This window comes from Methylosinus sp. LW3 (genome assembly GCF_000527115.1).
Taxonomy (GTDB): domain Bacteria; phylum Pseudomonadota; class Alphaproteobacteria; order Rhizobiales; family Beijerinckiaceae; genus Methylosinus.
The window spans coordinates 21,108-35,117 of record NZ_AZUO01000003.1 but is presented as its reverse complement, the minus strand read 5'-3'; the positions used below and the strand labels follow the sequence as shown (position 1 = coordinate 35,117).

At 60.3% G+C, this 14,010-nt stretch carries 10 protein-coding genes and 3 pseudogenes; 9 read left to right on the top strand and 4 right to left on the bottom strand.

Going from position 1 to position 14,010, the window contains the following annotated elements:
• Positions 1-370 precede the first annotated feature (370 nt).
• The 6 genes and pseudogenes from METLW3_RS27780 (at position 371) to METLW3_RS0121535 (ending at position 7,743) form a co-directional block, all read left to right on the top strand.
• Positions 371-1,232, top strand: a pseudogene (locus tag METLW3_RS27780) (IS630 family transposase).
• Positions 1,233-1,308: 76 nt separating this feature from the next.
• Positions 1,309-2,069, top strand: a protein-coding gene (locus tag METLW3_RS27775; RefSeq protein ID WP_157516632.1) for an IS5 family transposase whose coding sequence is annotated in 2 segments (ribosomal slippage) — positions 1,309-1,642 and positions 1,642-2,069 — 762 coding nt in all. Because the reading frame shifts where the segments join, the coding sequence is not laid out codon by codon here.
• Between the two features lie 63 nt (positions 2,070-2,132).
• Complete coding sequence (gene istA / locus METLW3_RS26160; protein WP_051465569.1) at positions 2,133-3,353, top strand: IS21 family transposase; 1,221 nt, start codon at positions 2,133-2,135, stop codon at positions 3,351-3,353.
• Positions 3,350-4,189, top strand: a pseudogene (istB, locus tag METLW3_RS26155) (IS21-like element helper ATPase IstB); the annotation flags it as partial. The gene istA and the pseudogene istB, both read left to right, overlap by 4 nt.
• A gap of 645 nt (positions 4,190-4,834) precedes the next feature.
• Positions 4,835-5,791, top strand: coding sequence for a GDP-L-fucose synthase (locus tag METLW3_RS0121545; protein WP_024881845.1), 957 nt, complete (start codon positions 4,835-4,837; stop codon positions 5,789-5,791).
• Between the two features lie 932 nt (positions 5,792-6,723).
• The gene (locus tag METLW3_RS0121535) at positions 6,724-7,743 is read left to right on the top strand and encodes a LysR family transcriptional regulator (protein WP_024881844.1); all 1,020 of its coding nucleotides are present in this window, start codon (positions 6,724-6,726) and stop codon (positions 7,741-7,743) included.
• Positions 7,744-7,745: 2 nt separating this feature from the next.
• On the opposite strand, the gene METLW3_RS0121530 is transcribed toward METLW3_RS0121535, so the two are convergent.
• Positions 7,746-8,048: a hypothetical protein gene (locus tag METLW3_RS0121530; protein ID WP_198022832.1), complete on the bottom strand. Its 303-nt coding sequence runs from the start codon at positions 8,046-8,048 to the stop codon at positions 7,746-7,748.
• Between the two features lie 47 nt (positions 8,049-8,095).
• On the opposite strand from METLW3_RS0121530, the gene METLW3_RS0121525 reads away from it, so the two are divergent.
• Positions 8,096-8,659, top strand: a complete 564-nt coding sequence (locus METLW3_RS0121525) for a hypothetical protein (RefSeq protein ID WP_024881842.1) — start codon at positions 8,096-8,098, stop codon at positions 8,657-8,659.
• Entirely contained in the window at positions 8,656-8,874 is a 219-nt protein-coding gene (locus METLW3_RS0121520) for a hypothetical protein (protein WP_157516633.1), read from the top strand. Before METLW3_RS0121525 ends, METLW3_RS0121520 begins: the two co-directional genes overlap by 4 nt.
• Positions 8,875-9,515: 641 nt before the next feature.
• Here METLW3_RS0121520 and METLW3_RS27770 read toward each other — a convergent pair.
• Positions 9,516-10,276 (bottom strand): IS5 family transposase gene (locus tag METLW3_RS27770; protein ID WP_157516632.1). Its coding sequence is split into 2 segments (ribosomal slippage): positions 9,516-9,943 and positions 9,943-10,276, totalling 762 coding nucleotides; the frame shifts between segments, so codons are not numbered across the junction.
• A 166-nt stretch (positions 10,277-10,442) separates the two neighbouring features.
• Here METLW3_RS27770 and METLW3_RS27765 point away from each other — a divergent pair.
• A pseudogene (locus tag METLW3_RS27765) lies at positions 10,443-10,577 on the top strand (transposase); the annotation flags it as partial.
• 765 nt (positions 10,578-11,342) lie between these two features.
• Here the strand turns inward: METLW3_RS27765 and METLW3_RS0121500 are convergent.
• Both METLW3_RS0121500 and METLW3_RS26140 read right to left on the bottom strand, forming a co-directional pair.
• A complete protein-coding gene (locus METLW3_RS0121500; protein ID WP_024881838.1) occupies positions 11,343-13,529 on the bottom strand; it encodes an ATP-dependent RecD-like DNA helicase in 2,187 nt (728 codons plus the stop codon).
• Positions 13,519-13,875: a WGR domain-containing protein gene (locus tag METLW3_RS26140; RefSeq protein WP_051465567.1), complete on the bottom strand. Its 357-nt coding sequence runs from the start codon at positions 13,873-13,875 to the stop codon at positions 13,519-13,521. The genes METLW3_RS0121500 and METLW3_RS26140 overlap by 11 nt, the downstream gene beginning before the upstream one ends.
• Between the last annotated feature and the right edge of the window lie 135 nt (positions 13,876-14,010).

Here is a 14,010-nt window from a genome sequence, read left to right as displayed (position 1 = left end):
CATCAACCCGCCGAGCCCCCTCACCCGCTAACCGCTCGCCAAGCCCGCTACGAGGCCCGCCGACTCACGTCCGCGCGTGCCGAGCGGATTAGCGACATCAGCCTTCCGACTCTCCACGAGCCTCCGCAGCCGCGTCTCAGGGCGATCGTCTTCGAGGCCAGCAACGTCGTCGCGTTCGTCAATCTTTCGACCGATCGACAGCCCTCTCGCGCGAAAGATTTGCGAGTTGTGCCAACGCGATGCTGCTGCGTTCCGACCGCACGCAACCGGTGGGGCCTAGAGCGGGTTCGTCATTTTCCGATTCAAATACGGGATTCCCGAATCGGCGAGAGCCTGATTCCTTACGTCATGTGTATGACGGAGGGGAAAGATTGCTCGAGCCTACAGCCAGGATTTGCGTGACCGGGTGATCGATGCCGCGTTGAAGGGCCTTTCGGCGCGTCAGGCGGCGGCGCGTTTCGGGGTCGGCGATGCGACCGCGATCGTCTGGGTTCGCCGCGCGCAAACAGGGGCAGCCAAAACGCTGCAAGCTCGACCCGCATCGCGACTTCCTGCTGGCGCTGATCGAGGCGACGCCGGACCTGACCACCAGCGAGCTGTTGGAGCGGCTCCTCGCCGAACGCGGGATAAAGTCCAGCCGAGCGACGCTGTGGGGCTTCCTCGACCGCTGCGGTCTGACTTACAAAAAAAGACCGCCCATGCGAGCGAGCAGGACCGGGAGGACGTGAAAGAGCGGCGCGAAGCCTGGTTCGACAGCCAGCTCGATCACGATCTCGAAAAACTCGTCTTCATCGACGAGACCTGGACCACGACCAATATGGCGCGCAAGAACGGGCGCGCGCCGACGTTCCTGATGGACATTGGAAGACGACGACATTCGTCGCCGGCCTGCGCCTGACCGGATTGACGGCGCCGATGGTTCTCGACGGCCCGATCAATGGTCAATGGTTCCGGGCCTATGTCGATCAGGTCCTCGTTCCCTGGGGAGCCACAAGGGCGCAGGCGTGGGCAAGGCCATCGAAGCGGCCGGCGCGACGCTGCTCTATCTTCCGCCCTACAGTCCCGACTTCAATCCGATCGAGAAGGCTTTCTCCAAGCTCAAAGGTCTGCTCCGCAAAGCCGCGGAGCGGACCGTCGACGCTCTATGGAACAGGATCGGCGCATTGCTGAAGGAGTTCTCCCCCACGGAATGCGCAAATTTCTTCACCACCTCAGGATATGAGCCGGTTTAAGGCGAATCCGCTCTAGGCTCAGGACCTGTTAATTTCGAGAGAGGCGTGATTCAAGGTCTCCGATATGGAGGCTTTGATGGGTGATTTGTTTTTGCTGAGCGAAATGCAGATGGCGCGAATTTCCCCTCATTTTCCCTTGGCGCATGGCGTGCCGCGGGTGGACGACCGCCGTGTGGTCAGCGGGATCGTCTACGTCATCAAGAACGGCCTGCAATGGAAGGACGCCCCGAAGGAGTATGGACCGCCCAAGACGCTCTATAATCGCTTCATCCGCTGGAGCCGGCTCGGCGTCTTCGATCGTATCTTCGCCGCGCTCGCAGGAGAAGGGCCGAAACCGGAGCGGATCATGATCGACTCCACTCATTTGAAGGCGCATCGGACGGCGGCGAGCCTCCTAAAAAAGGGGCTCTTTCCCGCTGTATCGGCCGCACGAAAGGCGGGCTGAACTCCAAGCTCCACGTCGTCTGCGACGGCGCCGGCAAGCCGCTCGTCATGATGCTGACCGAAGGGCAGATGAGCGATCACAAAGGCGCGAGGCTGATGCTCGACGCGCTGCCGCCGTCCTCGGCCCTGATCGCCGATCGCGGCTACGACAGCGACTGGTTTCGTCGAGCGCTCGCGGAGCGCGGGACCGAACCCTGCATCCCCCCGACGAAGAGCCGTAAGAAGCCTCTGGATTACGACAAGGGGCTCTACCGGCAACGTCACAAGATCGAGAACCTTTTCGCCAAGCTCAAAGACTGGCGGCGCATCGCTACCCGTTACGATCGATGCGCGCACGCCTTCTTCTCGGCCGTATGCATCGCCGCCGCTGTCGCCTTCTATCTCAATCAATGAGTCCTGAGCCTAGAGTGGGGCCAGCCGCAAATTTCTATGTAAGTTATTAATGTTAAAGCGTAGCTGGCGGACTCGGTGTCCGCCATAGCGCGCCAGCTCGGAATCGACCGGAAGACCATCCGCAAGCACATCGCCGCGGGGCTGACGGCGCCCAGCTACAAAGCCCGGCCGCCGCGCGAGCGCGTGATCGCGTCTTTCGAAGCCTATCTGCGGGAACGCCTCGCCGCCTATCCGGCCTTGAGCGGCCGCCGGTTGTGGCGCGAGATCAAGGGGCATGGATATGCCGGCGGCTACACCGCAGTCACCGATCTGCTGCGAGAGCTTCGCCCGCCGCGCCTCAAGGGCTTCGAAGTCCGCTTCGAAACCCCGCCCGGAGAGCAGGCGCAGGTCGACTTCGCCCGCTTCGACCTCGAGTTCCTCGACGCGCCCGGCGTCAAGCGCATCGTCTGGCTCTTTTCCATGGTCCTGGGCCATTCCCGCTTCATCTGGGCGCGCTTCGTTCTGCATCAGGATATGCAGAGCGTCCTGCGCTGCCACATGGCCGCCTTCGAGGCGCTCGGCGGCGTTCCGCGCGAGATCCTCTACGACCGCATGAAGACCGCCGTCATCGGCGAAGACCCGGACGGTCTCGTCGTTTATAATCGCGCGCTGCTCGATCTCGCCCGCCATTACGGCTTCCGACCGCGCGCCTGCAAAGCCTATCGTGCGAAAACGAAGGGGAAAGTCGAGCGGCCGTTCCGTTATATCCGCGAGGATTTTTTGCTCGGCGGCTCATTCCGCGATCTCGACGATCTGAACGCGCAGCTCCGGAAATGGCTCGACACGGTCGCCAATCCGCGCGTCCACGCCACGACGAAGCGCGTCGTCGATGAGGCCTTCGCCGAAGAGAAGGCGGCGCTCGAAGCTTTGCCGCCCATGGCCTATCAGGCGGTGCTGCGGCTCGAACGACGCGCCTCGCATGAAGGCATGGTCAGCGTCGGCGGCAATCTCTACAGCGTGCCGGACACCACCCGGCGGCGCGTCCTCGACGTCCATGTCTTCGCCGACGCTATCCGCATCTTCGAAGACGGCGAGCTGATCGCCACACATGCGCCGCTCGAAGGCCGCGGCGAGAAGCGTCTCGATCCGGCGCATCGTCGAACGTCGTCGCCAGCGCCGCGCCGATGCCCGCCCGAAGAGCCGCAGCCCGTCGTGCGACGCGCAGGCGATCACGCTGCGCGACGTCCTTTGGCCTTCTATGACGCGGTGGGCCGTCGCCTGGCTGCGCAGGGAGGCTCGCGATGAACGCCGCGCCCTCCGCGATCATCGACCGAGTCAAACGCAATCTCGTCGGCCTGAGAATGCCGCGCGCCCTCGAAATCCTCGACGTCACCCTGCGCGCCGTCGAGCGTGGCGAAGCCACGGCGCTCGATGTCCTCGACATTCTCCTCGCCGAGGAAATCACTCTGCGCGAGAACCGCCGCGTGCGAATGGCGCTTCAGATGGCGCGCCTCTCCGCCGTCAAGACGCTTGCCGGCTTCGACTTCTCCTTCCAGCCCTCGCTCGACAAGAGCCGCGTCATGGCGCTCGCCGAGTTGCAGTTCATCGATCGCGCCGAAGCCGTCCATCTCATCGGGCCGCCCGGCACGGGGAAAACCCATCTCTGCCTGGCGCTCGGCGTCGAAGCGGTCAAAGCCGGCCGCAGCGTCTACTTCGCCTCCCTCGCCGACATCATCGCGGTCCTCGCCAGAGCCGAGCGCGAGGGAACGTTGCGGGAAAAGATTCGATACTTCTGCCGCTTCGCGCTGCTGATCGTCGACGAGATCGGCAATCTGCCGGTCACGCCGGGCGGCGGCAATTTGTTCTTCCAGCTCGTCAACGCCAGCTATGAGAAAGGCGCGATGATTCTCACCTCGAACCGTGGCTTCGCGGAATGGGGCGACATCTTCGGCGACGCCGTTGTCGCCACGGCGCTTCTCGACCGCCTCCTGCACCATGCCGTCGTCTTCCAGATCGAAGGCTCGAGCTATCGCCTGCGCGAGCACGCCGACCTCTTGCCCGAACATGTTCGGACAAAAGCCAGCATCCAGCCGGCCCCGATCCCGCCGACGCTCCGGCGCCGCGGACGACCGCCCAAAAACGGAGGCGCCGATCAGATCGCCGGCCGATCGCCGTGCCCGCCGGACTGGGGAATTTTACTTCGGCGCTTCTGGGGAATTAAAATCGGCATTTACCGCGGTCGACGCGTCGGCATAGCCGATATGTCTGGGGCTCCCGGACTTCCCGGTCCAAGGATCAGTGATCACCGTAAAGCTCCATACGAGCATTGGCGTGCCTGGACGACGAGTGTGAACGGCCAAACATTCTCAGAGCAGCTATCCGATATAGAGAGGCCTTACGCGCGTAAGACCGAGAGGTCGCCGAACTCATCCGGGTGTTCGGACACAGCGTAGGCGCCCAGCCGGCCGAACGAATGATGAAGCGACTTGGTATTCCGACGAGCGACGACACGATCCTGAGGCATTTGAAGCAGAACGTTGCCGAGTATCGTGGGGGAACTTTGATTTTCGAGGGTTAAGATCGCTTTTTTTGGAGAGGGTGAGCCTATGCAAAAGCTGGTATGGTCCGAGCGCTGGCGGCATCTCAACCCATTCATCATTTCAAAAAAAAGTGCCGTCGGATCGTGACTTTATCGATTGCACAGCACAAAAAAAGGCGATAATTAAAAAGGCTTAAAGCCCGTATTTATACGGACTGTGGCGGTGTTTCGAGAACGGGTATTTCACATGAACAGTCGCAGAATTTGGGTCGCCGGCCATAAAGGAATGGTCGGCTCGGCCGTCACACGTTATCTTGAGGCGCGAGGCGACGAAGTATTGAAAGCTGATCGCTCAGTCGTCGACCTCCGCAATCAGATCGCCGTCGAAGTCTGGCTGAAACAAAATCGGCCCGACGCCATAATCTTCGCCGCGGCGAAAGTGGGCGGAATCTACGCTAACGACACTTACCCTGCTGATTTTATCTATGATAATTTGGCAATCGAGGCGAATATCATCCATTCGGCCCATACCGCAGACGTCGACCGTCTCGTCTTTCTCGGATCCTCATGCATTTACCCGAAATTCGCACCGCAGCCCATCCAAGAGGACGCGTTGCTGACCGGCCCTCTGGAGCCGACGAATGAATGGTATGCAATTGCGAAGATCGCCGGCATCAAGCTCTGCCAAGCGTACCGCAAACAATATGGTCGCCATTATATCTCTGTCATGCCGTGCAACCTCTACGGCCCGAATGACAATTTCGACCTCCAGACGAGCCACGTGCTTCCCGCGCTCATTCGCAAGTTCCACGAAGCGAAGGAGTCTCGACGCTCTGAAGTCGTCGTTTGGGGAACCGGAACGCCGCTGCGGGAGTTCCTCCATGTCGATGACCTTGCCCGGGGCGTCGTCTTCTGCCTCGACAATTACGATGGCTACGAGCACATCAATTGTGGTGCCGGTTTCGAGATTGCGATCGGCGAACTCGCCGAGACAGTGCGCAAAGCTGTCGAGTTTACGGGCGCGATCGTGTTCGATACGTCGAAGCCGGATGGCACGCCGCGCAAGCTGATGGACTCGAGCCGAATTCGGGCGCTGGGATGGGCACCTGAAATCTCGCTGGAGGACGGAATTGCAGGCTCCTACCGCTGGTTCCTCGCGAATCAAAATGTCTCTCGCGCGGTGGAACTCGCGACGATCGAATAAGCTCAATTCTGCGTCCGTAGTATTCGTCCGGAGGCGGCTGCCTTACGAATGGCGTGTCGGGCATGACACTGTGACTAGCCACAGGTTAGTTACAGAGAGCCATGGATTGCATCGATGTCATCACGTCAGTCGAGCGACGTCGCAAACACTCTCTCGCCGAGAAGGAGCGAGAGGCCATGGCGGCTGCCGCTCCGGTGGCGAGGATCATGGAGATTGCGCGGGTGGCCGGCGTCGATCCGAGTATCTATCGGTGGCGGAAACCAAAAAAACTGGAGGTCGTCTAGCGACGAGGCGCTCATTTCATGCGCCCGACTACACCTTCCTTTTGGCGAAACGTGCGCGTGCGGCGGGCGCAGAGGCACTCCGAGCGTGACCCGGCCTTTGTGCTAAGCAGGCCGAGGCCGATCATTTTTGCCATCTCCCGCGCTGCGCCGCATAGTCGGACGCGCCCATAGCATAATCCGCAGGCAGGCCCCGCCGCGATATTCTTCCGGCGTCATGCCAGGGTCCTCAGGCGTCGCCGCAGCGACTGAATGTCTTCCCGTCATCGAGACACGCGGAAATCGGGTGTGATCGACGTATGAATGGACGCCGCAGGGCTCTTGCTTTCCATCGGCGGCGATCGACGCCCCGGCGCAGATGCTCACGGGTCAGCACTTTTATTTTTCAACGCCAGTTGCGCCGAGCCTTCAGCCGAAATCACCGGAGTCCTCAGACGGCTCGTGAACAGCGGGATGACGATTGATTGAAAGAGCGATTCGAGCGCGATCATCCGGGATGCAGGCGCGAGCCTCCTCGGGAAAATTAACCTAGACCGCCACTGTAAGGCATTCTCATAACACAAAAATCTCGACTCGACACATTTTTGCTGCAAACGTTAAGCCTCAGGCAAATACCGCGGGGGCTTCCCTTTGCGGCGGGCGGGTTGTGACATGGAACCGTTTACGTCCGATCAGAAGTCCCTCCATCGTAAAGCGATGGAGGATCAGGATATTCTGAGCGGCCAGTTTTGGGGCGAGCTGCGCGTGTTCCTGGCCGTCGCGAAGGCGGGTTCGTTCAACCGCGCGGCTGACATGCTCGGGATGAGCCACCCCACCGTCAGCCGGCAGGTCAAACGATTGCAAGACCTCATGGGATCGCAGTTGGTCGTGCCGACGAAGCACGGCCTGATTTTTACTGAAAAGGGGGAATTGCTCGCCCAATCGGTCTGCAAATTAGATCAGCAGCTCTTCGCGCTCAGCAGCGGCATCAAATCCAAAGCGGGGGAAATAGAAGGCGTCGTTCGTATCAGCATTACGGACGCTCTCAGCTCGATTTTTTTGGCGCCCAGCTTAGAGGCGTTCTCCAGAGAGCATCCTAAAATTCAGGTCCATCTGAAGACGCCGTTCAACATCACTGATCTGAAGGAAAATCAGACGGACATGATGGTCGGCTTCAAAAGCGTGGACTCGGGTGATCTGGCGCTCCAGCCCCTCGGAATTTTGCACTTTATTCCGATCGCTTCGAAGACCTACATTCGAGATTTCGGGTTGCCGACGCACGAAAACATTTCGAGCCACCGGTTCATCCAATCGGATTTTTACTCGGCAAGAACAGGTCTCTGGGATAGCTGGCTCGACCTTTGCGAGCGCGGAACGATCGCACACTTCTGCGATCATCCTTTCGCCTATGGCATGCTGGTCAAATCAGGGATGGGGATAGGACTGCTCGCGAGCTATACGGTTCTCGAACCGAGTTCTGTTCCATTGAACCTCGACGCTCGGATTTCGGTGCCTATGTATTTAATCGCCGTGCGTCAGCGACTGGAATCACGTCCTGTGCGTCTCGTTTTTGATTGGCTCTCATCTGTTCTCGGACCCACCAATCCGTGGTTTGGGGAAAAGCTGGAACTGAACGCGAGGCCATCGGCCTATGACCGCGGTTTCCGATTGCTTTTCAATATCGATGAATGACGTCAGTGCATTCCATTTTGGTAACGATTCATTGCGCCAATTTCCAAAATCCGCTCGACCTTTTCCATCAGGTACGTTCGTTCGAGCGCGCTCATCCCTCTGAGGCGGTCAGACACATGCCGCTGAATCGCGTCCCAGTCCGCGCCGTGGAGAGCGACGGCTTCATTGCACAGATCAGCGAGCAGCGTGCGCTCTTGGTCCGGCATCATCAGGGGTTCTTTATCTGCCATTTTTTCCCCGCCTTGTTCGAACGTTTTTGAACAACCGATGAAAATAAGCACTGTTCCACGACTTTTCGCATTCATCCACTATCGGCCATGGAGTTTAGCTCACACTTTCTGGGGCTTAGGACATGGCGGACACTGGCTCTTACAACCACATTCGGGTCGAAGTTATAACCGAGTATGAACAACTCCTCCACGCTTTTGCCGTTCGCAGCATTTGCTTCATGGAGGAGCACGGCGTTCCGGCGCGTCAGACGTTCGATGGCAACGACTATCAGGCGACGCATGTGATCGCCTATGCCCATGACGAGCCGATCGGAACCGCACGCCTGAGGTGGTTTCGGGACTTCGCGAAAATGGAGCGCACCTGCTTCCGAAAGGAGCATCGCGGTCCCCGAGTCCTCCAATATTGCTCTCGGTTCATATTCGATCATGTCGCGCAGAAGGGCTACGAGCGTCTGGTGACCCATGCGAAGCCAAAATACGCGCGGATGTGGCGCGGCGTTCTGGGCTTCGAGCCGGTCGAGGGCAAGGAGCCTATGCGCTTCGACGGAGAGACCGAGCCATATCTCGAGCTCGTGAAATACCTCGATCCGCATCCCAGGCCGGTCTCGGATCAAGCAAGCATCGCGGTTCTTTTCAGGGTGGAAGGAAGGTGGGATACCCCTTCTCAGTACGAGAGCCGGACTTGAGCGAAAAACGACAAGAAGACGCGACAATGGATATTCTATATCGTGAATTTCTGCAGGAACTAACGACGATTCATATCAAAATGATTGAGCGACTATTGAAGGATCAGCCGCCGCCGATCCTGGCTACATTGTTTATGGACTTGGGCATGACCTACATTCGTATTTCCGATAATTTGCGGAATGCTACGGCCGAAGCAGACGAGCGTAAGGCATAAAGTGTAACAGTTTAGTGGAGGTAATGAGAATGGTGCGGCATACAAAGTCAAGTAAAAATGCGAATGACGGGTCTGGTATAAAGCCGATATTGAGCATGCTAGATTACATAAAGCCGGAGGTCGAGAGTATAGACCAAGTAGCGTCCTACTTTATCGAAGCTGCTAGATCACTCCTGCATGCGCGTGCCGACTTGACTTCGCAGTGCATTCGATGCGGAGCGATCATAAAAGGCAACGGTTCTCAAGCGGAAAAGTAGACGCGCTACGCTCCCAATGATCAGCGGAGTGCATTGGAACCTAGCGGAGCTCGATTGAAACGCCACTTTCTGACGACATCAGGAATCCGAGTTTCGAAGCCCGGAAATCGTTGGATGAGGTCGCGTTCGATATGAGTAAGCCCGCGGCGCGCGACAACAAACGAAATCCGATCTTGTCGTAGAAGTGTGAGGGTGAATGTGAGGGCGGTGATGAGCGCGTCCTCTGGGTCTAAGCTGTCGGTTTGCATGGCCCATGATACTATAGCGCGGCTCAGCGAGAATTCCTGATCGACAACAATCCACAACGATTTGGAAAAATCCAATCCGCCCCACAGTTTCACTGTTGGGGCGGACAAAAAAGCTTACGTAGTTTAGGCTCAGGACTCATTGATTGAGATAGAAGGCGACAGCGGCGGCGATGCATACGGCCGAGAAGAAGGCGTGCGCGCATCGATCGTAACGGGTAGCGATGCGCCGCCAGTCTTTGAGCTTGGCGAAAAGGTTCTCGATCTTGTGACGTTGCCGGTAGAGCCCCTTGTCGTAATCCAGAGGCTTCTTACGGCTCTTCGTCGGGGGGATGCAGGGTTCGGTCCCGCGCTCCGCGAGCGCTCGACGAAACCAGTCGCTGTCGTAGCCGCGATCGGCGATCAGGGCCGAGGACGGCGGCAGCGCGTCGAGCATCAGCCTCGCGCCTTTGTGATCGCTCATCTGCCCTTCGGTCAGCATCATGACGAGCGGCTTGCCGGCGCCGTCGCAGACGACGTGGAGCTTGGAGTTCAGCCCGCCTTTCGTGCGGCCGATACAGCGGGAAAGAGCCCCTTTTTTAGGAGGCTCGCCGCCGTCCGATGCGCCTTCAAATGAGTGGAGTCGATCATGATCCGCTCCGGTTTCGGCCCTTCTCCTGCGAGCGCGGCGAAGATACGATCGAAGACGCCGAGCCGGCTCCAGCGGATGAAGCGATTATAGAGCGTCTTGGGCGGTCCATACTCCTTCGGGGCGTCCTTCCATTGCAGGCCGTTCTTGATGACGTAGACGATCCCGCTGACCACACGGCGGTCGTCCACCCGCGGCACGCCATGCGCCAAGGGAAAATGAGGGGAAATTCGCGCCATCTGCATTTCGCTCAGCAAAAACAAATCACCCATCAAAGCCTCCATATCGGAGACCTTGAATCACGCCTCTCTCGAAATTAACAGGTCCTGAGCCTAGGACGGATCAGGCTTTCGCTAGGACGTGAACTCATAAACGGCTAGCCGGATTTCAGAATCGAGGCGAGCGTGATTCAACTCCCTGAAAGGGGAGCGCATGAATCTGCGCAGCTGCGACCTGACGGATTTCGAATGGAAGGCGATCGAGCCACATCTTCCTAACAAGCCGTGGAGCGTGCCGCAGGGCGACGATCGGCGGGTGCTCAATGCCATATTCTGGGTTCTGCGCTCGGGAGCCCAGTCGACCGCCAAGGACGCCCGCTGAAGCTCAAACTGACGGCCGGCCAGAAGAGCGACATCGCAAGCGCGCCCAACGAGATGATCGGGACTGGAGACAAGCGTAGGCGATCATGGTCATCAACGCGTGCCGGTAAACCAGTCCATGATCGACCTTCGAAGTGATCGAGGCCGAACTCCTCGCCCTATGGAACAGGATCGGCGCATTGCGGAAGGAGCGTTCCCCCCACCGAATGCGCAAATTTCTTTGCCGCCGCAGGATATGAGCCGGTTTAAGGCGTATCCGCTCTAATTCCGTCGAAGGCGTCCGCGAATCGGCGCGGCGCCCTTCGCCGGCCCGAGCCGCCGCCCGGCCACCCGACAGGTAGAACTACACGATCGGACCGTCGGATGTCGGATCTGCTATTCGCGTCGCGGCCTCAAAATAATTCACGCGCTCGTCGGGCAATTTCCGTTTCCAGTGTGCGAATTTCGATGTCGATGATTTTGGAGGCGAGCGCCGGCCAACCCTCGGCGTAAGCGAGACGGCGGCAATCCCGCCAATTCTCGAGCGTCTGGTGTAGACGCACAATCTCCCGGCCCTGCGCTTCGGCCTGCGGGCCAGCGCCTTTTGCTCTGCGTCCCGAGGTCACTGTCGCTGCTCAGTTGTCGTTCGCCGGCGAGGCGCTCGTGCTTGCATTTTTCACGCGCCTCGTTCGTCCGTGCTTTGGACGACGAGCCCGGCGTCTCCAGCATTCCCCCGGGGTCCGATCGTTGCTCGTCGATGTCAGCCCATCAGCCATTCCCTCAGCTTCGTCCATCTCTTCCTGCCAGAGCCGCTTCTCACCGCGATTGCCAGCGCCCGGCGCTGCCCGACAAGAACGACGAGACGTTTGCCGCGCGTGACCGCCGTGTAGACGAGATTGCGCGCCAGCATGGTGTAATGCTGGGTGGCGAGCGTGATGACGACGGCAGGATACTCCGAGCCCTGCGACTTGTGAATCGTCGTCGCATAGGCCGGGACCAAGGCGTCGAGCTCACAGAACGGATACACGACCTCCCGAGCGTCGAAGCTCACGACGAGTGAGGCCTCGTCCTCGTCGATGCGCACGACCGTCCCGAGGTCGCCGTTGAACACGTCGCGGTCGTAATCGTTTTCGGTCTGCATGATCTTGTCGCCCGGCGCGAAGATCGAGCCAAATTTCTCGACCTTCGCCGGCGGGTCAGGATTGAGCGCTTTCTGCAGGTCGGCGTTGAGAGATCGCGCGCCGAGCGCGCCGCGCTGCATCGGACAGAGCACCTGTATGTCGCGGATAGGGTCGAGGCCGAAGCGCCGCGGAATGCGGTCGCGAACGATTTCGACGAGTTTGGCGGCTCCCTTCTCGGGATCCTCGGCGTCGACGAACCAGAAATCCGAATCCTCGCCGCGCCGCGGCAATTCCGGCATTTCTCCGCGATTGATCCTGTGGGCGTTGACGATAATGCGGCTCTCGGCCGCCTGCCGAAACACTTCCGTCAGACGCGCCACGGGGATCGCTCCGGATTCGATGATGTCCGCCAGCACCTGGCCCGGCCCGACGGACGGCAGCTGATCGACGTCGCCCACCAGTAGGAGAGCCGATGGCGTCGGGATCGCCTTGACGAGGGCATACATGAGCGAAGTGTCGACCATGCTGGTCTCGTCGATGACGAGCAGGTCGCAGTCGAGAGGATTGTCGGCGTCTCGCCGAAACCCGCCGGATTTCGGATCGACCTCCAAGAGACGGTGGATGGTCTTCGCCTCTATGCCGGTCTGTTCGGCCATGCGCTTGGCGGCGCGGCCGGTCGGCGCGGCGAGCAGAATTTTCACTCCCTTGGCGACCAATATGCGCAGGACGGCGTCGAGCAGAGTCGTCTTGCCGACGCCGGGACCGCCGGTGATCACCGCCACTTTGGATCGGAGCGCCATCTCGATCGCGGCGCGCTGCGAAGGGGCCAGGGCCTTTCCCGTCCGCTTTTCGACCCATGGCGCGGCCTTTTCGACATCGATCACCGGCCACGGCGGGGAGCCTCGCAGCAGCGCCCGCAGCCGGTCGGCGACGCCGCGCTCCGCGATATGAAGTCCGCGCAGGAAGACGCAGCGCTCGCCGCCGATCGTGTCGCCGACCACCTCCGACCCGGCGAGCTCGTGATCGAGCGCCGTTCGCACGAGCGCCTGTTCGACGTCGAGCAGCTTGACCGCGAGCGTCAGCAGACTCTCGACGGGAAGTCCGCAATGACCGTCGTCGGTCGCCTCCTGCAGCGCGAACGACACGCCGGCGCGCAGGCGCTGCGGCGCGTCACGCGCGACGCCCATCTTCATGGCCATGGCGTCGGCGGTCCGAAAGCCGATCCCTCGAATGTCGCGGGCGAGCCGATAGGGATCCTCGGTCATGACCCGAATGGCGTCGAACCCATAGGTCTTGAAGATGCGCACGGCGCGCGACGTCCCGACGCTATGCGAGTGCAGGAACACCATAATGTCGCGGACGGCTTTCTGCTCGGCCCAGCCGGCAGCGATTCGCGTCGCGCGAAACTCCCCGATACCGGACACCTCCCGCAGCCTTTCCGGCGCCGCTTCGATGGTTTCGAAGGTCGCCACGCCGAAGGCGGCGACAATTCTCGCGGCGAGCTTGGGACCGATGCCTCGGACCATGCCGGAGCCGAGATATTTTTCGATGCCTTTCGCCGTCGTCGGGGGAGTGGTCTTCAGAAAATCGGCCTTGAACTGAAGCCCATGGGTGCGGTCGTTGATCCAGACGCCGACGGCGTGAACATATTCGCCCGCCGAGATCGAAGCGGCATGGCCGATGACGGGCACGAGGTCGCGTTTGCCGCGCGCTTTGACCTTCAGAACGGCGAATCCATTCTCCTCATTGTGAAATGTCACGCGTTCGACCGAGCCGACGAGCGTTTCCCGCGACGCGGCGGCATCCGATGGCCGTTCAGGCTTCACGGCGAGGACCTGCCGCTTCGAATATCTTCGGGGCGCTCGATATTCCGAGCGTCGCGAGAAGAGGCAGAGCCGACGGCGACGCGTCGATGATGCGATACTCGACCCCACAGCGGCGAATGGCGCCTTTCCGGCGACGTAGCCCGTCGCGCACATAAGCGCGCGCTTCGTCCTCCGACGCGAATTCTCGCGCGAATGTCCGCCCCCGGCAGCCGATCCGGCCGAATGACACGCGCACCATCCATTTTCCGAACAGATCGCGCCCGGCTTCGACGCGCCAGGCCCGATGGCGGTTCGCCTCCGCATTGCGGCCCTGCAACAGGATCGCGATCTCGTCCATCGCCGCCATGCCGGCCCTCCACGCCCGCCTGCTTCGCATTCGCGCACAAGTGAATCACGAATGGGAATCCGGAGCAAAGGAAGAGGGAACATGGCTACCGCTAGCGCCGGCCACGCCGACAAGGGTTCGTCGCTGAGCTCCCGC

What these genes read in the sequence shown, in the direction of transcription:
- METLW3_RS0121545 (WP_024881845.1), top strand. Translation starts at nt 4,835, where the DNA reads ATGAACAGTCGCAGAATTTGGGTCGCCGGCCATAAAGGAATGGTCGGC.
- METLW3_RS0121535 (WP_024881844.1), top strand. Translation starts at nt 6,724, where the DNA reads ATGGAACCGTTTACGTCCGATCAGAAGTCCCTCCATCGTAAAGCGATG.
- METLW3_RS0121530 (WP_198022832.1), bottom strand. Translation starts at nt 8,048, where the DNA reads ATGAATGCGAAAAGTCGTGGAACAGTGCTTATTTTCATCGGTTGTTCA.
- METLW3_RS0121525 (WP_024881842.1), top strand. Translation starts at nt 8,096, where the DNA reads ATGGCGGACACTGGCTCTTACAACCACATTCGGGTCGAAGTTATAACC.
- METLW3_RS26140 (WP_051465567.1), bottom strand. Translation starts at nt 13,875, where the DNA reads ATGGCGGCGATGGACGAGATCGCGATCCTGTTGCAGGGCCGCAATGCG.